17 protein-coding genes and 1 pseudogene are annotated in these 24,910 nt (G+C 71.0%); 9 read left to right on the forward strand and 9 right to left on the reverse strand.

Annotated features, from left to right (window positions below):
- Positions 1–22 precede the first annotated feature (22 nt).
- Positions 23–2,290 (forward strand): bifunctional glycosyltransferase family 2 protein/CDP-glycerol:glycerophosphate glycerophosphotransferase, encoded by a 2,268-nt coding sequence (locus ICC28_RS25205; protein WP_188290976.1) that lies wholly within the window; start codon positions 23–25, stop codon positions 2,288–2,290.
- 125 nt (positions 2,291–2,415) lie between these two features.
- Positions 2,416–3,684 (forward strand): hypothetical protein, encoded by a 1,269-nt coding sequence (locus tag ICC28_RS25210; protein ID WP_188290977.1) that lies wholly within the window; start codon positions 2,416–2,418, stop codon positions 3,682–3,684.
- A 24-nt stretch (positions 3,685–3,708) separates the two neighbouring features.
- On the opposite strand, the gene ICC28_RS25215 is transcribed toward ICC28_RS25210, so the two are convergent.
- The gene (locus ICC28_RS25215; RefSeq protein ID WP_188290978.1) at positions 3,709–4,122 is read right to left on the reverse strand and encodes an organic hydroperoxide resistance protein; all 414 of its coding nucleotides are present in this window, start codon (positions 4,120–4,122) and stop codon (positions 3,709–3,711) included.
- A gap of 107 nt (positions 4,123–4,229) precedes the next feature.
- Between ICC28_RS25215 and ICC28_RS25220 the strand changes: the two genes are divergently transcribed.
- Positions 4,230–4,730 carry a MarR family winged helix-turn-helix transcriptional regulator gene (locus tag ICC28_RS25220; protein ID WP_188290979.1) on the forward strand — a complete coding sequence of 167 codons (501 nt, stop codon included), beginning with the start codon at positions 4,230–4,232 and terminating at the stop codon, positions 4,728–4,730.
- A 126-nt stretch (positions 4,731–4,856) separates the two neighbouring features.
- Positions 4,857–5,837, forward strand: a complete 981-nt coding sequence (galE, locus tag ICC28_RS25225) for a UDP-glucose 4-epimerase GalE (RefSeq protein ID WP_188290980.1) — start codon at positions 4,857–4,859, stop codon at positions 5,835–5,837.
- Between the two features lie 193 nt (positions 5,838–6,030).
- Here galE and ICC28_RS25230 read toward each other — a convergent pair whose 3' ends face one another.
- Positions 6,031–6,669, reverse strand: coding sequence for a TetR/AcrR family transcriptional regulator (locus ICC28_RS25230; RefSeq protein ID WP_188290981.1), 639 nt, complete (start codon positions 6,667–6,669; stop codon positions 6,031–6,033).
- 163 nt (positions 6,670–6,832) lie between these two features.
- On the opposite strand from ICC28_RS25230, the gene ICC28_RS25235 reads away from it, so the two are divergent.
- Positions 6,833–7,750: an ABC transporter permease gene (locus ICC28_RS25235; protein WP_188290982.1), complete on the forward strand. Its 918-nt coding sequence runs from the start codon at positions 6,833–6,835 to the stop codon at positions 7,748–7,750.
- Positions 7,743–8,588 (forward strand): ABC transporter ATP-binding protein, encoded by an 846-nt coding sequence (locus ICC28_RS25240; protein WP_188290983.1) that lies wholly within the window; start codon positions 7,743–7,745, stop codon positions 8,586–8,588. Before ICC28_RS25235 ends, ICC28_RS25240 begins: the two co-directional genes overlap by 8 nt.
- Positions 8,589–8,652: 64 nt before the next feature.
- On the opposite strand, the gene ICC28_RS25245 is transcribed toward ICC28_RS25240, so the two are convergent.
- From ICC28_RS25245 to ICC28_RS25255, 3 genes are all read right to left on the reverse strand, one after another.
- Entirely contained in the window at positions 8,653–13,581 is a 4,929-nt protein-coding gene (locus ICC28_RS25245; RefSeq protein ID WP_188290984.1) for an NAD-glutamate dehydrogenase, read from the reverse strand.
- Between the two features lie 582 nt (positions 13,582–14,163).
- Positions 14,164–14,829 carry an HAD family hydrolase gene (locus tag ICC28_RS25250; protein ID WP_188290985.1) on the reverse strand — a complete coding sequence of 222 codons (666 nt, stop codon included), beginning with the start codon at positions 14,827–14,829 and terminating at the stop codon, positions 14,164–14,166.
- 74 nt (positions 14,830–14,903) lie between these two features.
- Entirely contained in the window at positions 14,904–15,419 is a 516-nt protein-coding gene (locus ICC28_RS25255; RefSeq protein ID WP_188290986.1) for a DUF6912 family protein, read from the reverse strand.
- 329 nt (positions 15,420–15,748) lie between these two features.
- On the opposite strand from ICC28_RS25255, the pseudogene ICC28_RS40760 reads away from it, so the two are divergent.
- Positions 15,749–16,493: pseudogene (locus ICC28_RS40760) on the forward strand (Rv3235 family protein).
- Positions 16,494–16,701: 208 nt separating this feature from the next.
- Here the strand turns inward: ICC28_RS40760 and secA are convergent.
- A complete protein-coding gene (gene secA / locus ICC28_RS25265) occupies positions 16,702–19,542 on the reverse strand; it encodes a preprotein translocase subunit SecA (protein ID WP_188290987.1) in 2,841 nt (946 codons plus the stop codon).
- A gap of 269 nt (positions 19,543–19,811) precedes the next feature.
- Between secA and ICC28_RS25270 the strand changes: the two genes are divergently transcribed.
- Positions 19,812–20,393: a GNAT family N-acetyltransferase gene (locus ICC28_RS25270; protein WP_188290988.1), complete on the forward strand. Its 582-nt coding sequence runs from the start codon at positions 19,812–19,814 to the stop codon at positions 20,391–20,393.
- 312 nt (positions 20,394–20,705) lie between these two features.
- Complete coding sequence (locus ICC28_RS25275; RefSeq protein WP_188290989.1) at positions 20,706–21,878, forward strand: winged helix-turn-helix domain-containing protein; 1,173 nt, start codon at positions 20,706–20,708, stop codon at positions 21,876–21,878.
- A 3-nt stretch (positions 21,879–21,881) separates the two neighbouring features.
- On the opposite strand, the gene ICC28_RS25280 is transcribed toward ICC28_RS25275, so the two are convergent.
- The 3 genes from ICC28_RS25280 to ICC28_RS25290 all read right to left on the reverse strand — a co-directional run bounded on the left by ICC28_RS25280 (position 21,882) and on the right by ICC28_RS25290 (position 24,866).
- On the reverse strand, positions 21,882–22,628 hold the full coding sequence (locus ICC28_RS25280; protein WP_188290990.1) for a response regulator: 747 nt from the start codon (positions 22,626–22,628) through the stop codon (positions 21,882–21,884).
- Between the two features lie 201 nt (positions 22,629–22,829).
- Complete coding sequence (gene hpf / locus ICC28_RS25285) at positions 22,830–23,522, reverse strand: ribosome hibernation-promoting factor, HPF/YfiA family (protein ID WP_188290991.1); 693 nt, start codon at positions 23,520–23,522, stop codon at positions 22,830–22,832.
- Positions 23,523–23,837: 315 nt separating this feature from the next.
- Positions 23,838–24,866: a ComF family protein gene (locus ICC28_RS25290; RefSeq protein ID WP_188290992.1), complete on the reverse strand. Its 1,029-nt coding sequence runs from the start codon at positions 24,864–24,866 to the stop codon at positions 23,838–23,840.
- Positions 24,867–24,910: the final 44 nt, after the last annotated feature.

Raw genomic sequence — 24,910 nt, forward strand, 5'->3', positions numbered from 1 at the left:
CGCGCCGACCCATGGATGTCCCTTGCCCAGGTTCAGTGTCATCGTCCCCGCGTACAAGGTGCAGGCGTATCTGCACGAGTGCCTGGAGTCGGTGCTGTCGCAGTCGTGTCCGGAGCTGGAACTGATCGTGGTCGACGACGGCTCGCCGGACGCCTGCGGCGCGATCGCCGAGGAGTTCGCGGCCCGCGATCCGCGGGTCGGAGTGGTGCGCCTGGAACGGAACGAGGGGCTCGGCCCGGCCCGCAACGCCGGCATGGCGCGGGCGGCCGGTGACTACCTGCTGTTCCTCGACGGCGACGACACCCTGACCCCGGGGGCGCTGGCCGCGATCGCCGACCGGCTGAAGGAGACGGGCGAGCCGGACGTGCTCGTCCACGACCACGCGCACACGCTGTGCACCGGCGAGACCGTCCGCGACCGGGCCGCCGTCCAGCTCACCGAGCAGGGCCCGGCGCCGTTCCGCCTGGAGGACCGCCCCGGTCTGCTGCGGCTGCCGACGGCCGCCTGGAACAAGGTCTGCCGCCGGGAGTTCGTCGAGGAGCGGGGCTTCGCCTTCCCGTCCGGCTCCTGCGCGGACATCCCGTGGACCTGGCCGGTGCTGACGACGGCGGAGTCGATCGCGACGCTGGACCGGGTGTGCGTGCACCACCGGCAGCGCCGCCGGGGCAGCGCCCCGCACCCACCCGGCCGCCGCCACTTCGACGTCTTCGAGCAGTACGACCGGGTCTTCGCGTTCGTCGACGCGCGCCCCGAACTGGCCGTGTGGCGGCCGGCGTTGTTCCGCCGCATGATCGACGACCTGGTCACGGTGTTCACCCGCCCGGACCGGCTGCCGCCCGGCACCCGCGCGGAGTTCCTGCGCACGGCCCGCCTCCACTACCGCCGCCACCGCACCCCGGGCACCCCCGCCGGCCTGCGCGCCCGGATGCGGCACACCGTGGTCCGCCTCGGTCTGTACCGCACCTGCCGCGCCCTGCGGTGGGTGTCAAACCTGCGCCGCGGGGCCGCCGCGGCGGCCGCCGGGCCGGCCCGCGCCCTGCGCTCCGCCGCCCTCCGCCTGCACTACCGCGTCCAGCTCCGCCTCCCGCTGCGCGAGAACCGGGCGGTCTTCGCCGCGTACGGGGGCCGCGGCTACGGCTGCCACCCGGGCGCGCTGGAGCAGGCGTTCCGCACCCACGCCCCGCACATCCGCACGGCGTGGATCGCCCGCCCGGAGCACCATCACACCGTCCCGTCCGCGACCCGCCGGATCAGCCCCGGCACGGCCGCCCACTGGACGGCACTGGCCCGCTCCAAGTACCTCGTCAGCAACGACGGCTTCGACCGCCGCCTGGTCAAGCGCCCCGGCCAGATCCTCGTCCAGACCCAACACGGCACCCCCCTCAAGCACATGGGCCTGGACCTGCGCGAGCGCCCGGCGGCCTCCGGCGACATCGACTTCGACGCGCTCCTGAAGGACGTGGACACCTGGGACTACGTCCTGTCCGCCAACCGCCACTCCACACTGACCTGGCAGCGCGTCTACCCCGGCAGCTTCAAGACGCTCGCCTACGGCTCCCCGCGCAACGACGTGTTCCAGCAGGCGACTTCGGCGGACGTGGCCCGGCTGCGCGAGTCGCTCGGCATCCCCGAGGGATCGGTGGCGATCCTGTACGCCCCCACCCACCGGGACTACCGCCGCACCCAGCGCTCCGCGCTCGACCTGGACCGCGTCGTCGGCCGCCTCGGCCCGCGCTTCGTCGTCCTGGCCCGCGCGCACCCCCGGCACGGCGGCCCGCTCGCCGCCGGCACGACCTCGCCCCGGGTCATCGACGTCACGGACCACCCCAGCGTGGAGGCCCTCTGCCTCGCCTCCGACGCGCTGGTCACCGACTACTCGTCGATCATGTTCGACTACGCCGGCCTGGACCGCCCGATCGTCGTCCACACCGAGGACCGCGAGGCCTACGAGGCGGCCCGCGGCACCTACTTCGACCTGCGCGACTTCCCGCCGGGCGCGGTCGCGCGCAGCGAGGACGAGCTGATCGACATCTTCGCCACGGGCCACTGGCGCGGCTCCCGCTCGGCCCAACTGCGCACGGCGTTCCGGGCGCGCTTCTGCCCGTACGACGACGGCCGCGCCGCCGAGCGCGTCGTACGGCATGTCGTGTTCGGGGAGCCGGGGATGCCGCCGGTGGTGCCGTTGGAGGAGCGGCATCCGGTGCCGTCCGCGGCGGCGGCCCTCGGGCGCTCCCCGCTGGCCAGCGTGCAGCAGTCCACCGGGCCGCTGACCGTCACCGACCGTCTCTGAACACCCTTCTCACCCCGGGGAGTTGCCATGCCATCCAGCCCGTCGCGGCCCACGCCGAGCAGGCCGTCCACCTGGCGTCCCGCGGGGCGGCCCGGCGGTCGGCAGGCCGGCCGCCTCACGCAGTCATGAGGCCGCGCACCTGGGTCCTGGCCCTGGCCGCCGTCTTCGCGGTCCTGCAACTGGCGAGCGTCACCGGCCGGGACACCCCCGACACCAGGAACTACCTGTCGTACGCCTTCACTCTGCGCGGGGACAGCAAGGCGGAGGCGGCGGCCGCGACCATCGAGCACTACTGCGCCTCCAGGGCGGCGACCGCGCGCCGCAACCAGAGCGTGCACGTGCTCCGCTTCCACCGTCCCGACCCCACCCCACGGGTCATGGCGGAGTGCCGGGCCCGGGAGTGGCCCGAGGTCGAGGCGCGGCTGAAGGCCGGGCGGACGGTCGGGCTCACCGTGCCGTTCTCCTCGGAGCGGTTCATGGGAATCTTCTCCGTCCGGCCCGGGTACCCGGTGTTCCTCGTCCCGTTCGTCACCGTGCTCGGCGCGACCTGGGGGCTGTGGGCGGCGAGCGTCCTGATCGCGGGCGCGGGCGGTGTGCTGGCGTTCCTGATCCTGCGCACGCTGTCCGTCCCGGTGCCGCTGGCGCTGACCGGGCAGGCGCTGTACTACGTCCTGCCGTGCGGAACGACGGCCATGCGGCCCATGGCGGAGGGCCTGCTGATGGCCCTGACGCTCGCGGCCGTGTGGGGCTGTGCGCTGGTGCTGAAGGGGCGGCGGGCCGGGCTGTGGCTGATCGCGGGCGCACTCGCCGCACTGTTCACGGTGAAGCACTCGCAGGCGCTGTTCCTGGGCGTGTGCCTGGCGGGCGCGGGCGCCGTGGTCGCCGTGGCGCGGTGGCGGCGGGGCCGGGCGCCGGGGCGGGGCATCCTGGCGATCGCCGGGGTCGGCCTGGCCGCCGCCCTCGCGACGCTGCTGCTGTCGAAGCTGCTGGGCTATCCGTCGGCGTCCGAGAGCGTGCAGGACCTGCTCGCCGACCACTTCACCCGCCCCGACCGGACCCGGCCCTGGCCGGAGTTCCTGCACCTGCAGCTGAACTTCTGGGTGGAGTGGCTGCGCCGCCAGGCGCTGGAGCCGCTGTTCGTGACGGCGCTGGCCGCCGGGGCATGGGGGGCGCTCCGGCGGCCGGTGTTCGGGATCTTCCTGATCGCCGCCGCGTTCACCGGGATCCTCACGCAGGCCGGCCACCCCGACATCTCCATCTGGGGCGACCGGCTGATCGTCCTGGCGTGGCTGCTGCCGGTGGTGGGGGTGCCGCTGCTGCTGGAGCAGGTGCTGCGCGGCCGGGTGCCGCTGCCGGTGCAGGGGCACACCGGCCGGACCCCCGTCCCTCAATGAGGCGGGCCGGTCCTTGACCGGGCCTTACTCGACGACGATGTCGACGGGGATGTTGCCGCGGGTGGCGTTGGAGTAGGGGCAGACCTGGTGGGCCTGGTCGACCAGCTTGCGGCCGGTGGCCTCGTCCACGGACTCGGGCAGCTCGACGCGGAGGGTCACCGCGAGGCCGAAGCCGGCGCCCTGCTTGCCGATGCCGACCTCGCCGGTGACGGCGGCGTCGCTGATGTCCACCTTGGCCTGGCGGCCGACCAGGCCGAGGGCGCTGGCGAAGCAGGCGGCGTAACCGGCGGCGAAGAGCTGCTCGGGGTTGGTGCCCTGGCCGTTGCCGCCGAGCTCCACCGGCGGGGCCAGCTGGAGGTCGAGCTTGCCGTCGGAGCTGACGGCGCGCCCCTCGCGGCCGTGGGTGGCGGTGGCGACAGCGGTGTAGATGGCATCCATGGAAGAACCGTCCCTGTGGGAGAAGTCGGTGGTCGCTGACACAGACCAGTAGAGCACACAATTAAATTGTGCACAACTAAATTGGGGGCAGGGGCTACTCTGGAGACATGACCCCGACCGCCGAGACCCCCGCAGCCGCCACCTCCCCGGAGGAGTGGCTCCGCCTGGACAACCAGATCTGCTTCTCCCTGCACGCCGCCTCGCGCGCCTTCAACGGCGTCTACCGCGTGATCCTCAAGGACCTCGGCCTCACCTACCCGCAGTACCTGGCGATGCTGGTCCTGTGGGAGGACGGGGACCTGCCCGTCAAGAGGCTGGGCGAGCGCCTGCGCCTCGACTCCGGCACGCTCTCGCCGCTGCTGAAGCGGCTGGAGGCGGCCGGCCTGGTCCGCCGGGAGCGCAGCGCGCGCGACGAGCGGTCCGTGGAGGTACGGCTGACCGAGGAGGGCACGGCCCTGCGGGAACAGGCGCTCCAGGTACCGCGGCGGATCGCCGCGGCCACCGGGTGCGACGTCGACGAGATCCGCGCCCTGCGCAGCCGCCTGGACGAACTCACCCACACCCTGGACGAGGCGGCCCTGTCGGAGACACCGGGATGCGCGCAGTAGCGGGACGGCGCCCGTAGCGAACACGGCCCAGCGCCCGGGCGGCCGACCGGCACTCACCGCTCATTGACGGCCGATCCGAGTGGATATGCTCCACGCACGGGGCAACAGACGAGGGGACGGCCGCACATGACCTGGCTGATCACCGGCGGCGCCGGCTACATCGGGGCGCACGTCGTCCGCGCCATGACCGAGGCGGGCGAGCGGACCGTGGTCTACGACGATCTGTCCACCGGCATCGCCGAGCGCGTGCCCGACGGAGTCCCGCTGGTCGTCGGCTCCACCCTGGACGGCGAGCACATCGCGCGCGCCCTCACGGACCACGGGATCACCGGCGTCGTACACCTCGCGGCGAAGAAGCAGGTCGGTGAGTCCGTCGACCGCCCCCTGCACTACTACCGGGAGAACGTCGAGGGCCTGCGCGTCCTGCTCCAGGAGGTGACGGCGGCCGGCGTTCCCTCGTTCGTGTTCTCGTCCTCGGCTGCGGTCTACGGCATGCCGGACGTGGAGTCGGTGACGGAGCAGACGCCCTGCGCGCCGATGTCGCCGTACGGCGAGACGAAGCTGGCGGGCGAGTGGCTGGTACGGGCGACGGGCCGGGCGACCGGCCTGGCCACGGCCTCACTGCGCTACTTCAACGTGGCGGGCTCGGCCACCCCGGAACTCGCCGACACCGGCGTCTTCAACCTCGTCCCGATGGTCTTCGAGAAGCTCACCGCGAACGAGCCCCCGCGCATCTTCGGCGACGACTACCCCACCCCGGACGGCACCTGCATCCGCGACTACATCCACGTCGTCGACCTGGCCGAGGCGCACGTCGCGGCGGCCCGCGCCCTGCGGAGCACACCGGGCCGTGACCTCACCCTGAACATCGGCCGCGGCGAGGGCGTCTCCGTCCGCGAGATGATCGACCTGATCAACGCCCTGACCGGCTACGACCGCCCGCCCGTCACGACCCCGCGCCGCCCCGGCGACCCGGCCCGCGTGGTCGCCTCCGCCGACCGCGCCACCACCGAACTCGACTGGAAGGCCAAACACAACATCCAGGACATGATCACCTCAGCCTGGGAGGGCTGGGTACGCCAACACCCAGAAGCAGCACGCAACTGAACGCCGCGTAGCCGCACAGCTGCCTAGCTGCCTAGCTGCCTAGCTGCCTAGCTGCGGGCAATCGTGCCGCTGGGGCGGCGCCCGCTGCCACAGAGAGCGGCACCCCGCAAGCGCGGGCAAGCACACCCACCCCACGTCGGCCCCAACCGACGGCACCCCATCGGCACAGGCGATCGAACCCCCGAGCCCCCGCTCACAACGCCCTGAGCGCCCCCGCCGTAGCCCGAGCCAACGCCGCCAGATACCCCTTCGGCAGCTTCGGACTACGAATCACCACCGACCGCCAATACAGCGGCCCGGAGATCAGATCCAGCGCCAGGTCATGGTCAACCCCCTCGCGCACCTCACCCCGCCGCTCCGCCGCCGCCACAATCCCACTCGCAACCCCGTCCTGCCCCTCCCGCAACGCCTTCTGCAGAGCCTCGGCGATCTCGGGATTACGAGCCGCCTCGGCCTGAAGATCCGGCATGATCTGCGAAGCGACAGGGTGCCGCAACGCCCGCGAGGTCACCTCGTACAGCAGCCGAAGATCGCTCTCCAGCGAACCCGTGTCCGGCGCGGGCAGCCCTTGCACGGCAAGCGCCGAAACGACGTCCAGCACCAGATGCAGCTTGGACCGCCACCGCCGGTACACCGCGGTCTTGCCGACCCCCGCCCGCCGCGCGATCCCCTCGATCGACATCCGCGCGTAGCCGACGGCGGCGAGTTCCTCGAAGACGGCCGCCCGGATCGCCTCCGTCACGTCCGCCCGCAGCACGGCCGCCCCGGCGGGGGCCCGGCGGCGCGGGCGCGGCTGGGGTCCGTCGGCGTTCGTCGTCATGCGGACCAGCATAGGGCGTGACGACGAAACGGTTGCGTTCCGACGTCCGATCGGCCTACGCTCACGTTGCGACGATACGGTCCCGTCCCGACGTAAGAGAACGTGAAGAGTCACGTGAGGAAACTCCCGGCGACCGGACGGGCGCGCCCCCACCCCCCGAGCGAAAGCAGCGGATGTGAGCCAGGTCCTCGACACACCGCCCCCGACGACGGCCCCACCCGACGTCGACCTCGCGGCCCTCGCCGCCCGCCACGGCCTCGCGGTCAGCGGTGCCCGCCCCACCCTGCGCGAGTACGTCCGGCAGCTGTGGGACCGGCGCCACTTCATCACCGCGTTCTCCACCGCCAAGCTCACCGCCCAGTACAGCCAGGCCAAGCTCGGCCAGCTCTGGCAGATCATGAACCCGCTGCTGAACGCGGCCGTCTACTTCCTGATCTTCGGCGTGCTGCTGGGCAGCAGGGACGGGGTGCCGGACTACGTCCCGTTCCTGGTCACGGGCGTGTTCATCTGGACCTTCACACAGAGTTCGATCCTCACGGGCACCCGCGCGATCTCCGGCAACCTGGGCCTCGTCCGGGCCCTGCACTTCCCGCGGGCCGCGCTGCCGATCTCCTTCTGCCTCCAGCAGCTCCAGCAACTGCTGTTCTCCATGGGCGCCCTGGTCGTCATCGTGCTCGCCTTCGGCGTCCCGGTCGCCGCCTCCTGGCTGCTCGCCGTGCCCGCCCTGGCGCTCCAGTTCGTCTTCAACGCGGGCGTCTCGATGATCATGGCCCGGGTCGGTGCGAAGACCCCGGACATCGCCCAGCTGATGCCGTTCGTGCTGCGCACCTGGATGTACACCTCCGGCGTGATGTGGAGCATCGACCACCTGCTGACCAAGCACCCGGACTGGCCGTCCTGGGTGGGCCCGGTGCTCCAGGCCAACCCCCCGGCCGTCTACATCGACCTCATGCGCTTCGCCCTGATCGACACCTTCCAGGGCAGCCAGCTCCCGCCGCACGTGTGGGCGCTCGCCACCGGCTGGGCCCTGCTCGCCGGCGTCGGAGGCTTCATCTACTTCTGGAAGGCTGAGGAGACCTACGGCCGTGGCTGAGCACACCAGCGAGAAGTACCCCAGCGAGCAGACCCCCACCGTCATCGCCGACCGCGTCGACATCGTCTACCGGGTCAACGGCACCGGCGCCGGCCGCGGCTCCGCCACCGCCGCCCTCAACCGCATCATGCGCCGCAAGCAGACCGAGAAGGCGGCCGGCGTCCGCAAGGTGCACGCCGTGCGGAACGTGTCCTTCGTCGCGTACAAGGGCGAGGCCATCGGCCTCATCGGCACCAACGGCTCCGGCAAGTCCACCCTGCTCAAGGCCGTCGCGGGCCTGTTGCCGGTGGAGAACGGCGCCATCTACACCGACGGCCAGCCCTCCCTCCTCGGCGTCAACGCGGCCCTGATGAGCGACCTGACCGGCGAGCGCAACGTCTTCCTCGGCGGCCTCGCCATGGGCATGTCCCGCGAGCAGATCAAGGAGCGCTACCAGGAGATCGTCGACTTCTCCGGCATCAACGACAAGGGCGACTTCATCACCCTGCCCATGCGCACCTACTCCTCCGGCATGGGCGCCCGGCTCCGCTTCTCCATCGCCGCCGCCAAGGACCACGACGTCCTCCTCATCGACGAGGCCCTCGCCACCGGCGACGCCTCCTTCCGCAAGCGGTCCGAGGCCCGCATCCGCGAACTGCGGCAGCACGCGGGCACGGTCTTCCTGGTCAGCCACAGCAACAAGTCGATCCGCGACACCTGCGACCGGGTGCTCTGGCTGGAACGCGGCGAACTGCGCATGGACGGCCCCACGGAGGACGTCATGAAGGAGTACGAGGCGTTCACCGGCGACAAGAAGCCCAAGGCCAGGCCAAAGCCGAAGCCGAAACAGCCCGCCTAGCCCCTACGGACACCAGGGCGCCCCGAGCCTCTCCCGGCTCGGGGCGCCCTGGTCGTCGTACCGGCTACGAATGCGTCCGCAGCAGGGTGCGCATCGTCCGCATCGCCACCGACAGGTTGGCGAGGTCGAACGCGTCCGAGCCCTGGATCTCCTCCAGCGTGGTGCGCGCCCGGCCCAGGATCGCGGCGTTCTTCTCCTCCCACGCCTTGAACCGCTGCTCCGGCGTGGAGGTGCCGTTGCCGACGGCGAGGACGTCCGCGGTCAGGGCCGCGTGGGCGGCGTAGAGGTCCTCGCGGATGGAGGCGCGGGCCATGGACTGCCAGCGGTCGGCGCGGGGCAGCTCGATGATGCGGTCCATGAGCTGGGTGATCCGCAGCCGGTCGGCGAGGTCGTAGTAGACCTCGGCGACGTCCAGCGGCTCCTTGCCCGTGCGGTCGGCCACCGAGACGATGTCGAGCGCCGGGAAGGCGGAGGAGAACCCGGCCACGCGCGTGGCGATCTCGTCCGGGACGCCGGCGCCGGACAGCTCGTCGAAGATCTGCTGGTACCACTCCAGATCCGCGCCGCGCAGCAGCTTCGGCAGTTCCTGCCACACCTGCTCGACCCGCTCGCCGAAGAAATCGACGGTCTCGGTGAGCTGCACCGGCTGCGGCCGGTTGTTGAGCAGCCAGCGCGTGCCGCGCTCCACCAGCCGGCGCGAGTGCAGCCGGATCCGGGTGAGTACGGCGGCCTCGACCCGGTTGTCCAGGGTCTCGACCGCGTCCCACACGGGCGCCGAGCGGAAGATCGCGCGGGCCGCGGTCTGCGCCCGGACGATCTCCTCCAGCGAGGCACCGGTCTCCTCGCGCAGCCGGTGCAGATACGTCGTACCGCCCGTGTTGACCGTGTCGTTGACCAGCACGGTCGTGGTGATCTCGCGGCGCAGCGGGTGGCTGTCGATGTGCTCGGCGAACTGCTCGCGCAGCGCGGACGGGAAGTACGCGTGCAGCAGCCGGTGCAGGTAGGGGTCGTCCGGCAGCGAGGTGTGCAGCAGCTCCTCGGCGACCGTGATCTTCGTGTACGCCAGCAGCACGGCCGTCTCCGGGCCGGTCAGGCCGTGCCCCTGGGCGAGGCGTTCACGGATCTGGCGGTCGGTGGGCAGGAACTCCAGCGCCCGGTCCAGATGCCCCTCGCGGACCAGGTGCTTCATGAAGCGCTGCTGGGCGTGGAGCATGTCCTTGGACTGGGCGAGGGCGTTGGCGATCGCCGTGTTCTGCGCGTAGTTGTTGCGCAGGACCAGCCGGCCGACCTCGTCGGTCATCTCCGCGAGCAGCTTGTTGCGCTGCTTGACGGTCATGTCGCCGTCCGAGACCAGGCCGTTGAGCAGGATCTTGATGTTCACCTCGTGGTCGGAGGTGTCCACGCCCGCGCTGTTGTCGATGGCGTCGGTGTTGACCCGGCCGCCGTGCGTGGCGAACTCGATCCGGCCCAGCTGGGTCAGGCCCAGGTTGCCGCCCTCGCCGACGACCTTGACGCGCAGGTCGGCGCCGTCGACCCGGATGGCGTCGTTGGCCTTGTCGCCGACGTCCGCGTGGGACTCGGTGGAGGCCTTCACGTACGTGCCGATGCCGCCGTTCCACAGCAGGTCCACCGGCGCCTTGAGGATCGCCTTCATCAGCTCGGCCGGCGTCATCTTGGACACCTTGCCCTCGATGCCGAGGGCCTCGCGGATGTGGGCGTTGAGCTGGATCGCCTTGGCGGTACGGGGGAAGACGCCGCCGCCCGACGAGATCAGCTCGGTGTTGTAGTCGGCCCAGCTGGAGCGGGGCAGCTCGAAGACGCGGCGGCGCTCGGCGTAGCCGGTGGCCGCGTCCGGGTTCGGGTCGATGAAGATGTGCCGGTGGTCGAAGGCGGCCACCAGCCGGATGTGCTCGCTGAGCAGCATGCCGTTGCCGAACACGTCACCGGACATGTCGCCGATGCCGACGACCGTGAAGTCCTCGGACTGGGTGTCCACGTCCAGCTCCCGGAAGTGCCGCTTGACGGACTCCCAGGCGCCGCGGGCGGTGATGCCCATGCCCTTGTGGTCGTAGCCGGCCGAACCGCCGGAGGCGAAGGCGTCGCCGAGCCAGAAGTTGTACGTCTGGGCGACCTCGTTGGCGATGTCGGAGAAGGTCGCGGTGCCCTTGTCGGCGGCGACGACGAGGTAGGTGTCGTCCTCGTCGTGCCGGACGACGTCGGCCGGGGGCACGACCTCGCCCGCGACCATGTTGTCGGTGATGTCGAGCAGCGCCGAGATGAACGTCCTGTAGCTGGCGATGCCCTCGGCCAGCCACGCGTCCCGGTCCACGCCCGGGTCGGGCAACTGCTTGGCGACGAACCCGCCCTTGGCGCCGACCGGCACGATGACGGTGTTCTTCACCATCTGCGCCTTGACCAGGCCGAGGATCTCCGTCCGGAAGTCCTCACGCCGGTCGGACCAGCGCAGGCCGCCGCGCGCGACCTTGCCGAAGCGCAGGTGCACGCCCTCGACGCGCGGCGAGTACACCCAGATCTCGAACGCGGGGCGCGGCGCCGGCAGGTCCGGGATGGCCTGCGGGTCGAACTTCATGGAGACGTAGTCGTGCGGCTTCCCGCCGCCGGCCTCCTGGAAGAAGTTCGTGCGCAGGGTCGCCTTGATGACGGTGAGGAAGGAGCGCAGGATGCGGTCCTCGTCGAGCGAGGCCACCTGCTCCAGCGCCGCGTCGACCTCTTCGAGCAGGGCGTCCACGATCTCGTGCCCGGCGCGCTGCCGGTCCGGCGACATCCGCGCCTCGAACAGGGAGACGAGCAGCCGGGTGGTGTGGACGTTGTTGCGGAGGGTGTCCTCCATGTAGTCCTGGCTGAACGTGGAACCGGCCTGGCGCAGGTACTTGGCGTAGGCCCGCAGCACCATCGCCTGGCGCCAGTTCAGTCCGGCGCTCAGCACCAGCGCGTTGAAGCCGTCGTTCTCGGCCTGCCCGGTCCAGGTGGCGGCGAAGGCCTCCTGGAAGCGCTCGCGGGCGTCGTCGCCGCTGTAGTCGCCGTTCTTCGCGGTCGGCATGCGCAGACCGAAGTCGTAGATCCAGGCGGCACTGCGGTCGGCGCAGCGCAGTTCGTACGGCCGCTCGTCGACGACCTCGACACCGAGCCGGCTGAGCACCGGCAGCACCGCGGACAGCGAGACGGAGCCGCCCTTGCGGTAGATCTTGAAGCGGCGCTCCTCGGGGGCGGCGCCGACGGGCTCGTACAGGCTCAGCGCGAAGTTGTGGTCCTCGGTGAGCTGTTCGAGGTGGACGAGGTCGGCGACCGCCGCGCGCGGGGTGTGGTCGGCCTTGTAGCCCTCGGGGAAGGCGTTGTTGTAGCGGCGCAGCAGCTCCGCCGCCTGCTCCTCGCCGAGTTCGGCGTTGAGGGCTTCGGCGAACCCGTCGGCCCACGAGCGCGCGGCCTCCACCAGGCGGGCCTCGATGCGCTCCTTGTCCGCGTCGCTGAGCTCCGGCAGCTCGGTGCCCTGCGGGACCCGGACCACGAAGTGCAGCCGGGAGAGGATCGACTCGGTGTTCCAGGCGGTGAAGTCGACGCTGATGCCGCCGAGCTCCTCCTTCAGGATGTCGATGATCCGCAGCCGGACGCCGGTGGTGTAGCGGTCGCGGGGCAGGTAGACGAGGGCGGAGTAGTAGCGCCCGTACTCGTCCTGGCGCAGGTAGAGCCGGAGACGGCGGCGCTCCTGGAGGTACAGGACGCTGGTGACGATCGCCTGCAGTTCGTCGGGGGGCGTCTGGAAGAGCTCGTCGCGCGGGTAGGTCTCCAGGATCTGGAGCAGGTCGCGGCCGTCGTGGCTGTTGGGCGAGAACCCGGCGCGCTTGAGGACCTCGTCGACCTTGCGTCGGATGACCGGGACGCGGCGGACGGACTCGGTGTAGGCGGCGGAGGAGAACAGCCCGAGGAACCGGCGCTCACCGACCACATTGCCGTCCGCGTCGAACTTCTTGACGCCGATGTAGTCCAGGTACGACGGCCGGTGGACGGTGGCGCGGCTGTTGGCCTTGGTGAGGACCAGCAGCTTGTGCTCGCGGGCCTTGGCGCGGGCGTCGGCCGGCAGCCGCTCGAAGGACGGGCTGACGGGGTGGGAGTCCTCACCGGCGTGGTGCGGGTCGGAACGCAGGATGCCGAGCCCGGTGCCCGGAACGGCCGCGAGGGAGTCGTCGTCCCGGAGCTGGTACTCCCGGTAGCCCAGGAAGGTGAAGTGATCGGCGGCCAGCCAGCGCAGCAGCTCGCGGGCTTCCTCGACCTCCGGCCGGGCCAGGTCCCCGGGCATGTGCTCCTCGCCGAGGCTCTCGCCGATGCGGATCGCCGCGTCCCGCATCTTCTCCCAGTCCTCGACGGCCTCGCGGACGTCGGACAGGATGCGCAGCAGGTCGTTGGTGATCTGCTTCAGGTCGGCGCGGTCGGTCTCGCGGTCGATCTCGACGTGGATCCAGGACTCGGTGTGCGCGTCGTGCGGACGCTCACCGGCCGCCGGGGGGTTGCTGAGCACCTCGACGAGCCTGCCGGTGACATCGCGGCGGACGACGACCTGGGGGTGGATGACGACGTGGATGCCACGCCCCTGCCGGGTCAGCTCGTTGGTGACCGAGTCGACGAGGAAGGGCATGTCGTCGGTGACGACCTCGACGACGGAGTGGCTGCAGGTCCAGCCGTTCTCCTCCACGGTCGGGGTGTGGACCCGCACGTTGGCCGTGCCCTGCGGGCGCGTCTCGGCCAGCCGGTAGTGCGAGAAGGCGGCTCCGAAGATGTCGACCGGGTCGCGGTCGCCGAGGTCCTCCGGGGCGGTGTGCAGGTAGTAGCGCTGGAGGAACGAGAGCACGGTGTCCCGGTCCGGGGTGCTCTCGCCCGGTGTCCCAGTCGGTAGGTGCCCCCCGACCGGGCTGTTCTCAGCTACCCGGGCGGCCCGTTCGAGCAGCTCGGCCTTGGCTTCGTCCAGCTTGGTCTGCATTGTCCTCTGGCTCCTGTCGCGCGCCGTTGCGTGACGTTGAAGGAAGTACGGTCTCGTCTCCTCCGGCGTTACGTCGTGACGCGGGGTGTCCGGTCTGCTTCGACGCTATGCCGCGAGGTGAGATGAGCGGGGGGATGTCAGCCAATTTCGCCGCGCCCGACGGGTGTGACACTGCTCTCGGCAGTCCCTGCACATCGGGGTTGTGCGGCGTCCGGGGAACTCTCACGCCCCGGCCCCGCCTGCGAAGACCAGCGACCGCCGCCCGGTCACGGATGTCGTCCGTGTTCGCCGGGCGCAGGGCAGGGGCGACAGTGCCCCCGCGAGCTATCGCGCTGATCACGCCACAAGGCTATCGCCCCTGACCCGGCCCCCGTCATGAGCCGTATGTGTACAAAACTTGGCCCGGAACTTTGACATTCTGCACAGGCCCGACCTGACGACTCCTGCCGTAACCACCACGGCCACCGTCCACCCTGCGGGCATGAGTGCCGCCTGGGGCGGCACGGGTGGGCGCAGGCGGCACCCCGTCAGCGCCGGGCCGCGCGACCCGCCCCCGGCCGACGGCTACCCGCGGCACCCCGCCTACGCCGCCAACCGCTCCGCCTCCGCGACCGCCTCGTCCAATGTGTCCACCACCGGAACGCCCACACCCTCAAGGCTGGCCCGACTGTGCGACCCCCCGGTGTACAGCACGGCCCGCGCCCCCACCCGCCGCGCCGCCACCGCATCATCCGCAGCGTCCCCGATCACCACCGTCCGCGCAGGATCCACCCCGTCCAGCGCCGAGAGATGCCGCACCATGTGCTCGGCCTTGCTGCCCCCGGAGGGCCCCGTGCGCCCGTCCACCCGTATGAAGTGGCCCTCGATCCCGAACCCCCGCACCAGCGGAACCAGTTCGTCGTGGCCGTACATGCTGAGAATGGACTGACTGCGCCCCGTCGCCCGCCAGTCCGCCAGCAGCTCGGTCACCCCTGCGGTCAGCCCGCACCGCACCCGGTGCTCCGTGTAGTACCGGTGGAAGGTCTCGTCCATGACCTCCCACTCGGCGTCCGTCGGCAGCCGCCCCAGCAACCGCTCGTAGAACTTCGGCACCGGCACGCAGTACAGCGTCCGGTACTGCTCCATCGTGATCGGCGCCAGCCCCAGCTCGCCGAACGCCGCGTTCGTCGCCCCGATGATCGCGTCGTTGTCGTGGAACAGCGTCCCGTTCCAGTCCCAGACGATGTGCGCCCCTGTCTGCATCCCCATGCCAAAAACGTACCCGCCGCCACTGACAATCAAGAGAACCGCAGGTCACGAATGCGGAGCCACAGCGGTCACACTCAGCCGCCGAGCCCCACCAGGTTCGGGATCTCCTGCGTCGCGTACCAGAGCAGCTCGTGGTCCTCGGCCCCGTCCACGACGAACTGCGCGTCGTCGTCCCCGCCGTCCGCCGCCTCCAGCGCCCCCACCGCCGCCGTCACGTCCGCCTCCGCGTCCCCGGCGTCGACATGGACCGACGCCGCCTTGGCCAACGGCACCGGCCCCGCGACCCGCACCTCGCCGAGCGCGGCCGGATCGAGCCCCCGGTCCGGGTCGGCCGTCGCCGCGCCGTCGGGCACGTCGACGGCGACCACGACCCGGCGCCGCACCGCCCCGGGCTCCGTGGCCAGCAGCCGCAGGGAGGCCAGCGCGGCCCGGTTCAGCGCCGCGTACTCCAGCTCCTCGATGTCGTCGGAGAGGTACCACTCACGCAGCCCGGGCGTCACGGCGTAGGCGACGAGCGGCCCGGCCCCCAGCTCACCCGTCTCGTACGCCTCGGCGAGACCGAGGAGGGTCGAGGGGACGTAGACGCGCATGGCTGGCCGCTTTCGTGGTCGGAGGGCTCCACAGAGGTCTCCGGAGAGGCGTTCCCGCACTCCCGAAGGGGCCTTCAGGATACGTGCGGGCGTCCCCTTTCGGGTTCCCGCCCAGGCCCCCTGCGCCGTCCACTCCCGTCCCGGAACTCACCCGGCCCACCCCCGCCGACCCGGGCTCCGGCACCCCTGCGCCAGCCGGATAGGTGAACTTTCCGGCCCCCGCACCCGGCCCCCACCCACGCTTGCCGTCGCCCTCGCCGCCCCCGTACAAGATCCCCAACCCGAAGTTACCGCCCGGTATCCCCGGGCCCGTCGATGCGAGGGCACCCATGAACAAGGTCATGACGAGGGCACAGGGCGCACAGGGCCAGCACCCGGGCGCCCGCCCGCCGGGCCGCCGCGACACCCGCCGCCCCGGCGGCACCCCACCCCGCACCCCAGGCCCGGGCAGCACCCGCACGGCGACCCCCGAAGGCCGCCCGCCGGCCTCCCCCACCTCCACCAGGCTCTCCACCCGCCCCCGCGACACCCGCCCCACACCGGCCCCCGGCCGCAGCAACACCACCCCGAACGCACGCACCACACCCCCGGGCCAGAGCACCGCCCTCCACCCTCTCCACCCCCTCCAGGCCCCCCAGATCTCCCAGGACAGCCCCACAGCCCCCTCCCCCTCCGTACCGCCCCAGACCCCCCGCCGCCCCGTCCCCGCCCTCCCCACGCCCGTCACGCAGCCGCGCCCCACGGACGTCTTCGCCGACCGCCTCCTCGCGGTCCTGAGCGGACAGCGCCCCGTGCACTGCATGCTCCGGCACACCCGCGGGCCGCGCCTACGACGACCTGGCCTGGCTCGCCGAACGCGGCCCCCTGCGCACCACCCGCGGCTCCCGCCCCGTCGTCAGGGACATCGGCTACTACGTCCCCTCCCCCGGCACCATCGAGGCCTTCGCCCGCATCGGCGCCGGCGACCGGCTGCGGGCCATGGCCTTCCGCCTGGAACAGGGCCGGGATCTGCGCTGGCGCTGCACCGCCGTGGAACTCGGCGGCCCGCGCAGGCCGCGCGCGAACGACGACTGAGGGCACGGCACCGCTCCGCACCCGCCCACAGGCACGGCACCGCCCCGCACCCCCGCCCATGGGCACGCCACCGCTCCACGCACCAAAGGACAGGCCGCACCCGCACCCGCCGAGGGCACGCCACCGCCGTATACGCCGAAGGGCCGGGCACCCCAAGGTGACCCGGCCCTCTCAGCCCGTACGGCGCCCTCCCGGGCACCGCTTCCGGTTACTTCTTGCGGCGACGCCCGCCACGGGACTGCTTGCGGCGCTCCGCGCGCGTGAGGCCGTCGGCCTCCGAACGCACCGGCTCGCCGTCCTCGTCCCAGTCGCCCTCGATGGTGCCGCCCTCGCCGTCCACGGTCGGCGCGGAGAAGTGGAGGTTCCGCCGCTGCGGGGCGTCGAGACCCTTGGCGCGGATCTCCGGACGCGCGCCCGCCTGGGCCGGCACCGCGTCCTGCTTGTCGAGCGACGGCTTGGCGTCCTCGACCGGGACCTCCTCGACCTGCTGCTCGACCTGGACCTCCAGGTTGAACAGGTAGCCGACGGACTCCTCCTTGATGCCCTCCATCATGGCGGTGAACATGTCGAAGCCCTCGCGCTGGTACTCGACCAGCGGGTCCTTCTGCGCCATCGCGCGCAGGCCGATGCCCTCCTGGAGGTAGTCCATCTCGTAGAGGTGCTCGCGCCACTTGCGGTCCAGGACCGACAGCACGACCCGGCGCTCCAGCTCACGCATGATCTCGGAGCCGAGCTGCGCCTCACGCGCCTCGTACTGGGAGCGGATGTCGTCCTTGATGGAGTCGGCGATGAACTCGGCGGTCAGACCGGCCCGGTCACCGGCCGTCTCCTCCAGCTCCTCGATGGTGACCTTCACCGGGTAGAGCTGCTTGAAGGCGCCCCACAGCCGGTCCAGGTCCCACTCCTCGGCGAAGCCCTCGGCGGTCTCCGCCGCGACGTACGCGTCGATCGTGTCGTCCATGAAGTGCTGGATCTGCTCGTGCAGGTCCTCGCCCTCCAGGACGCGGCGGCGCTCGCCGTAGATGACCTCACGCTGCCGGTTGAGGACCTCGTCGTACTTCAGGACGTTCTTACGCGTCTCGAAGTTCTGCTGCTCGACCTGCGACTGCGCGGACGCGATCGCGCGCGTGACCATCTTGTTCTCGATCGGCACGTCGTCCGGGACGTTCGCCATCGACATCACGCGCTCGACCATCTGCGCCTTGAACAGACGCATGAGGTCGTCGCCCAGGGACAGGTAGAAGCGGGACTCGCCCGGGTCGCCCTGACGGCCGGAACGACCGCGCAGCTGGTTGTCGATACGACGCGACTCGTGCCGCTCGGTACCGAGCACGTAGAGGCCGCCGAGCGCCTCGACCTCTTCCTTCTCCGCCTTGACGGCCAGCTCGGCCCGCTCCAGGGCGGCCGGCAGGGCCTGGGCCCACTCCTCGATGTGCTCCTCGGGGTCGAGGCCGCGCTGACGCAGCTCCGCCTCGGCGAGGTCCTCGGGGTTGCCGCCGAGCTTGATGTCCGTACCGCGGCCGGCCATGTTGGTGGCCACGGTCACGGCGCCCTTGCGGCCGGCCTGGGCGACGATGGTCGCCTCACGGTCGTGCTGCTTGGCGTTGAGCACCTCGTGCTGCACGCCGCGCTTGCTCAGCTGCTGCGAGAGGTACTCGGACTTCTCGACCGAGGTCGTGCCGACGAGGATCGGCTGACCCTTCTCGTGCTTCTCGACGATGTCGTCGACGACCGCCTCGAACTTCGCGACCTCGGTGCGGTAGATCAGGTCCGACTGGTCCTTGCGGATCATCGGCCGGTTGGTCGGGATCGGCACGACACCGAGCTTGTAGATCTGGTGGAACTCGGCGGCCTCGGTCATCGCCGTACCGGTCATGCCGGACAGGCCGGGCTGTTCCTTGCCGTTGTGGTCGTGACGCTTGTAGAGGCGGAAGAAGTTCTGAAGGGTGATCGTGGCGAGCGTCTGGTTCTCGTCCTTGATGTCCACCCCTTCCTTCGCCTCGATCGCCTGGTGCATGCCCTCGTTGTAGCGGCGGCCGGCGAGGATACGGCCGGTGTGCTCGTCGACGATCATGACTTCGCCGTCGATGACGACGTAGTCCTTGTCCTTCTTGAAGAGTTCCTTGGCCTTGATGGCGTTGTTCAGGTAGCCCACCAGAGGCGTGTTCACCGACTCGTAGAGGTTGTCGATGCCCAGCCAGTCCTCGACCTTGGCGACGCCGGACTCGTGGATGCCGACGGTGCGCTTCTTCTCGTCGACGTCGTAGTCGCCGGTCTCCTCGATGCCCTTGAGCGGCTGACCCGCCTCGCCCTTCTTCAGGCGGGTGACCAGCTTGGCGAAGTCGCCGTACCACTTGGTGGCCTGGTCGGCCGGGCCGGAGATGATCAGCGGCGTACGGGCCTCGTCCACGAGGATGGAGTCGACCTCGTCGACGATGGCGAAGTTGTGGCCGCGCTGGACGAGCTCGTCCTTGGACCACGCCATGTTGTCGCGCAGGTAGTCGAAGCCGAACTCGTTGTTGGTGCCGTAGGTGATGTCGCAGTTGTACTGCTCACGGCGCTGGGCCGGCGTCATGTTGGCGAGGATGCACCCCACGCTCAGACCCAGGAACTTGTGGACGCGGCCCATCATCTCCGAGTCGCGCTCGGCCAGGTAGTCGTTGACCGTGATCAGGTGAACGCCCTTGCCGGACAGTGCGTTCAGATACGCGGGCAGCGTGCCGACGAGGGTCTTGCCCTCACCGGTCTTCATCTCGGCCACATAGCCGAGGTGGAGGGCGGCGCCACCCATGATCTGCACGTCGTAGTGACGCTGTCCGAGCGCGCGCTTGGCGCCCTCGCGGACGGTGGCGAACGCCTCGGGGAGCAGGTCGTCCAGGGTCTCGCCGTCGGCGTAACGCTGCTTGTACTCCTCGGTGAGGGCTCGCAGCTCGGCGTCGGAGAGGTCGACGAAGTCCTCTTCGATGGAGTTGACCTGGTCCGCGATGCGGTGCAGCTTGCGCAGGATCTTGCCTTCGCCTGCACGCATGATCTTCGAGAGGACGGACACGGGGGTTGGTCTCCTTGCCGGTCGGGCCTGGGACGGTCGGTTCCATTTGACGTGACTGAGCAACGGCCATCGTATGCGAGGACCCCGCCACGCCGGGAGCCTGCTGGTGACGCCGACCCTTCACTGCTTCAAATCTCCGTCAAAGGGGACAACGGCCGGGGGGCGCGGATGGTGCCGCCCCCGCCCACGAATTGTGCGGAACGCACGCGCGCGGTCACCCAGCGCGAAATGAATGGCGCGCTCGGTGAGGCTCCGAGCAGAATCGGCCGATGGAACCCGTCACGCTCACCACCGACCGCCTCCTCATGCGGGCGGTCGGCCCGCAGGACGCCGACGCCGTGTACGAGGCCGCCCAGGACCCCGACATCCAGCGCTGGACCACGATCCCCTCGCCCTACCTCCACGAGCATGCCCGCAGCTTCACGGACCAGCTGGTCCCCGAGGGCTGGAGAAACGGTTCCATGTTCACGTGGGGTCTCTTCCTCCCCGAAGGGGAGGAACTGGTGGGCATGCTGGGCCTCACGATGCGTTCCATGAGCGAGGCCGAGATCGGCTTCTGGGCCGCGAAGGAACACCGCGGCAACGGCTACATCGCCGAGGCCGTCCTCACCGCCTCCCGCTGGGCCTTCGTGCACCTCTCGATCGACCGGGTGGAATGGCGCGCACAGGCCGGCAACACCCCCTCCCGAGCCGTCGCCGAACACACCGGCTTCACCATCGAGGGCACCCTCCGCTCCGCCCTCCTCCACCAGGGCGTACGCCGAGACTGCTGGGTGGGCTCCCTACTCCCGTCCGACCTGGGCCTCCCCTCAACGGCCCCCTACTTGCCATCAAGACCCCAACCAACGTAACCGCAACCCCACCCCACCCGGCCGCGGCGCACCTCCACCAACCCAGCTGCGGCCAACCGCACCGACCGACACACCCGGCCGCGGCGCACCTCCACCAGCCCAGCTGCGGGCAGTCGTGCCGCTGGGGCGGCACGGGTGGGCGCAGCGGCACCCCGCAAGCGCGGGCAAGCACACCCACCCCACGTCGGCCCCAACCGACGGCACCCCATCGGCACAGGCGATTGAACCCCACCCCCGGCCCACCTCCCACCCACCGCCCCCAAAACCCCCAGCTCACCCCCACTGTCAGTCCCACCCCCTATCGTGCGGACCATGACGACCCCGCGCCCCACCACCGACCTCACGGCCGACGAGGCCCGCCGCATCGCCCTCCGCGCCCAGGGCTTCCTCGGCACCCCCGACCGCCGGTCCGGCGTCCGCGGCATCCTCCGTCACCTCGGCGCGGTCCAGCTCGACACCATCTCGGTCCTCGCCCGCTCCCACGAGCTCATCCCCTACGCCCGCCTGGGCGCCGTAGGCCGCACCACCGTGGAGAACGCCTACTGGAAGGACACCCACGCCTTCGAGTACTGGTCGCACGCGGCCTGCATCCTCCCCGTCGAGGAGTGGCCCCACTTCGCCTTCCGCCGCCGCGCCTACCACAACCGCCCGCACTGGAACCACCAGCTCCCCGACGGCACCTACGACCAGGTGATCAAGCAACTGCGCGCCGAAGGCCCGCTCACAGCCACCGAACTGGGCGGCGCGAAGAAGACCAGCGACTGGTGGGACTGGTCCGGCTCGAAGGTCGCCGTCGAGCGCGCGCTCATGTACGGCGAGGTGGTCTGCGTGGAACGCCGCGGCTGGAAGCGCGTCTACGACCTCGCCGAGCGCGCCATCCCGGCCGACCTGCTGCACGACGAGCTGGACGACACCGAATGCCTGCGCCGCCTGGTCCGCCTGGCGGGTCAGTCCCTGGGCGTCGGCACCCGCGCGGACATCGCCGACTACCACCGTCTCAAGGGCGAGCAGGTCGACGCGGTGATCGCCGACTCCGGCCTCGTCCCGGTCACTGTGGCGGGCTGGGGCAAGCCGGCCTGGGCGGACCCCGCGGCGCTGGAGACGCCCCCGCGGGGCCGCCACCGCACCACGCTCCTGTCCCCTTTCGACTCCCTCATCTGGGAACGGGCGCGCACGGAGCGGATCTTCGGCTTCACCCACCGCCTGGAGGCCTACGTCCCCAAGCAGAAGCGGATTCACGGCTACTTCGCGATGCCGGTGCTGGCCGGCGGCCGTCTCGTCGGCCGCGTGGACCCGGCCCGCGAGGGCCGCACCCTGGTGGCGAAGCAGATCGGCCTGGACGGCCCGAAGGCGGTCCCGGCCGTGGCCCAGGCCCTGGTCGAGGCGGCGAGCTGGGTCGACTGCACGGATGTACGGGTGGAGCGGGTCGACGCACCGGAACTGCGCGAGCCCCTCACGGCCGAACTCGCCCGCACCCTGGGCTGAGGCCTAGCGGATCTCGAGGATCTTCTCCCGCATCGCGTACACCACCGCCTCCATCCTGGAATGCAGCTGCAGCTTCTCCAGGATGTTGCGCACGTGGTTCTTCACGGTGTTCTCGGAGATGAACAACTCCTTGGCGATATCGCGGTTGTTCATGCCCGTGGCGACGAGCTTGAGAACCTCCAGCTCACGGTCCGTCAGCCGCGGCGCCGGTACGAGTCGGCGCTCGTCCGTCCGCTGGATCATCGACTTGAACTCGGTGAGCAGCTTCGACGCCATGGACGGGCTGATCTGGGACTGCCCGTCGGCCACCGCGCGAATGGCAGTCGCCACCTCGTCCGTGGAGATCTCCTTGAGGAGATAACCGGTCGCGCCCGCCTTGATCGCGTCGTAGAGGTCCGCCTCCTCGTCGCTTATGGTCAGCATGATGATCTTGGCGCTGGGGGCCACTTCCTTGATGGAGGTGCAGGCCTCGATCCCGCCGCGCTTGGGCATCCGCACGTCCATCAGGACGATGTCGGGGAGCAGGTCGGCGGCCTTGTCGACGGCCTCGGCGCCGTCGCCCGCCTCCCCCACCACCTGGATGTCCTCCTCCGCGGCGAGCACGATCTCCAGTCCACGACGGAAGAGGGCGTGGTCGTCCACGACGAGGACTCTGATCGGCTCCTTGCGTGAGGAGCCCGCGTCCGGGCCCATGCCGACGACGCCGCCGTCGGCATCCTCGTCCTGCATCGGTCCGAAGCTGTCCGCCATCGTTCCTCCCCCTGAAGGCTGTGGCTGGTCGTGTGCCATCGCCAACCCAAGGCAGCGGCCCACCGGTTGGGCCGGTGCGGCCATGATTTCATGCCCGGACGACACCGCGGTGACAGAGCGGGGCGCTAAGTGGTCGCACACCGGTGCCCCTGGGGGCGCACACGCGCTCCAGGGGCACCGGCTCGGTTGTCACCGGGTGGTTCAGCCGCCCAGCGTGCCACCCGCCGCGGGAGGCTGCGCCTGGGCGACCATCGGGTCCGTGTTGAGGTGGATGACGCCGTAGTCGTAGGCGTGCCGCCGGTAGACGACACTCGGTTCCTTCGTCTCGGAGTCGACGAACAGATAGAAGTCGTGCCCGACCAGCTCCATCTCGTAGAGGGCCTGGTCGAGGGTCATCGGGGAGGCTACGTGCGTCTTCTCGCGGACGACGAGGGGGCCTTCGCCCTTCACTTCCAGCGAGCCGATCTTCTTGGTGGGAATTCCGTCGGCCTCTTCCTCCTGGAAGGTGTGGCCGTTCCCGTTGAGCGTGGCCGCGCCCGGAACGTGGTCGGGGACCTCGGCTGCCGTGAGCCGGCGCGCGCCACGGCGCGAGAAGCGCTTGTCGTGCTGCTTGCGCAGCCGGGCGTCCAGCTTTTCCGCCGCCAGGTCGAGCGCCGCGTACGGATCGCTCGCCGCTGCCTCCGCCCGGATCACCGGACCGCGGGAGCGAAGCGTGATCTCCACTCGGTCGCAGCGGTCGGCCTGTCGGGGGTTGGGCTCCTTGGACACCTCGACGTCGAGGCTGATCACCTTGCCGTCGAGCTTCTGGATCTTCTCCAGCTTCAGCTTCTCGGCCACGTGCTTGCGGAACCGCTCGGGCACCTCGGTCTTGCGGCCCTTGACGACGATGTCCACGCAGAACTCCGTTCCCGGATCGCTCCGCCTCGGATGCGGAGCATCTCCCTTTTGCACCAGGCTCCGGCGAACCCCGGAACCTCGGACTCGGTGACTTCCACCTCCTCCTCCCCCATGGGCAAGATCTCCACCCCACCACTACGGGTGATTGCCTAAAACCCATGGCACGGCATTCGGATAGGAGAGGGATGGCCTGCGCCTTTCTCTCACAACCGAACATATCTCGCCCGGACGGATGTCGTCACCCTCTACAGCGGCGTACCTCCGTTCAGGTGAATTGGCCCTCTCATTACCAGCAACGATGCAAGTTCACGGTCAGTTCCGGTTTATTTCGAAAGAGTCCGGCGATGCGGCGACCACAGCCGCGTGGATGACGTCACCTGCACGGACGCCCGCCCGTACCGGGCCGGGTACCCCGCTCCCCGCATCCGCCATGCCCCCGGCCCTCCGTTCCCCTGTTCCTTCCCGAGTCGCCGTCCCGCACACGGCCGTTGCCACCCCGTCGCTCGCGCCCGAGCGCAGCGCCCGGCCGTACCCTCCCGCCTCCCCGGCCGTCGCCGCCCGCACCGCACGCGCCGCCTCCGCAAGGGACGCTCCCGTCGTCATCAGGTCGTCGACGAGCACGACCGGACCCGCGCGGAGGAGCCGCGCACCGCCCGCTGCGACCGCCAGCGCACCGGCGAGATTGTCCAGCCGCTGCCGGGAGTTGAGCCCCGACTGGTCGGCCACGGCCCGCCGTTGCCGCAGCACGGCAACCACCCGCGCCGGCGTCCCGGCCCGACGCAGCTCACCCGCCGCCGCGAGTGCGATGCGCCGCACCGGATCGTGCCCCCGCGCCCGCACCGCCCCCCGCCCGGACGGCACGGGAACCAGAAGCACCGGCCCCGCACCCCCCACCGGCCCGGGTACAACACCCTGCCCGCCACTCACCCGCGACACGGCGCCCCGCCCGCCACTCACCCACGACACGGCGCCCCGCCCACCGCTCACCCGCGACACGACGCTCTCCCCCACGCCCGGCCCACTGCCCGCACCCCCCGTTTCCCACTCCCCCCGAAGCCCCTCCCGCACGGCTCCCGCCAACGCCGCTCCGAGCGGTGCCGCCAGAGCCAGCGCGCCCCGCTCCTTGTGGGCCAGCAGCACGGCCCGCACCTCGTCCGCGTACCGGGCCGCCGCGTGTACGACAGGCAGCCCGGGCGGCTCCGGCACCGGCCGCACCCGGCCCGGTGCGGCACCGCTCAGGGCCGCACGGCACTGCGCGCAGAGCACCCTGCGCGGCCTCCCGCAGCCCTCGCACTCGGTCGGCAGCACCAGGTCGGTGAGGTCCTGCCACCACCCCCGCATGCCCACCACTGTGCCAAGGCCCGCGCCCACCGGCCACCCCTGTG

Origin of the sequence: Streptomyces sp. TRM68416 (assembly GCF_014596915.1) — a bacterium.
Taxonomy (GTDB): Bacteria; Actinomycetota; Actinomycetes; order Streptomycetales; family Streptomycetaceae; genus Streptomyces.

Bases quoted from the DNA above. Each gene is read 5' to 3' on its own strand.
- ICC28_RS25210 (WP_188290977.1), top strand. From the start codon at position 2,416: ATGAGGCCGCGCACCTGGGTCCTGGCCCTGGCCGCCGTCTTCGCGGTC.
- ICC28_RS25215 (WP_188290978.1), bottom strand. From the start codon at position 4,122: ATGGATGCCATCTACACCGCTGTCGCCACCGCCACCCACGGCCGCGAG.
- ICC28_RS25220 (WP_188290979.1), top strand. From the start codon at position 4,230: ATGACCCCGACCGCCGAGACCCCCGCAGCCGCCACCTCCCCGGAGGAG.
- galE (WP_188290980.1), top strand. From the start codon at position 4,857: ATGACCTGGCTGATCACCGGCGGCGCCGGCTACATCGGGGCGCACGTC.
- ICC28_RS25230 (WP_188290981.1), bottom strand. From the start codon at position 6,669: ATGCTGGTCCGCATGACGACGAACGCCGACGGACCCCAGCCGCGCCCG.
- ICC28_RS25245 (WP_188290984.1), bottom strand. From the start codon at position 13,581: ATGCAGACCAAGCTGGACGAAGCCAAGGCCGAGCTGCTCGAACGGGCC.
- ICC28_RS25250 (WP_188290985.1), bottom strand. From the start codon at position 14,829: ATGGGGATGCAGACAGGGGCGCACATCGTCTGGGACTGGAACGGGACG.
- ICC28_RS25255 (WP_188290986.1), bottom strand. From the start codon at position 15,419: ATGCGCGTCTACGTCCCCTCGACCCTCCTCGGTCTCGCCGAGGCGTAC.
- ICC28_RS25270 (WP_188290988.1), top strand. From the start codon at position 19,812: ATGGAACCCGTCACGCTCACCACCGACCGCCTCCTCATGCGGGCGGTC.
- ICC28_RS25275 (WP_188290989.1), top strand. From the start codon at position 20,706: ATGACGACCCCGCGCCCCACCACCGACCTCACGGCCGACGAGGCCCGC.
- ICC28_RS25280 (WP_188290990.1), bottom strand. From the start codon at position 22,628: ATGGCGGACAGCTTCGGACCGATGCAGGACGAGGATGCCGACGGCGGC.
- ICC28_RS25290 (WP_188290992.1), bottom strand. From the start codon at position 24,866: ATGCGGGGGTGGTGGCAGGACCTCACCGACCTGGTGCTGCCGACCGAG.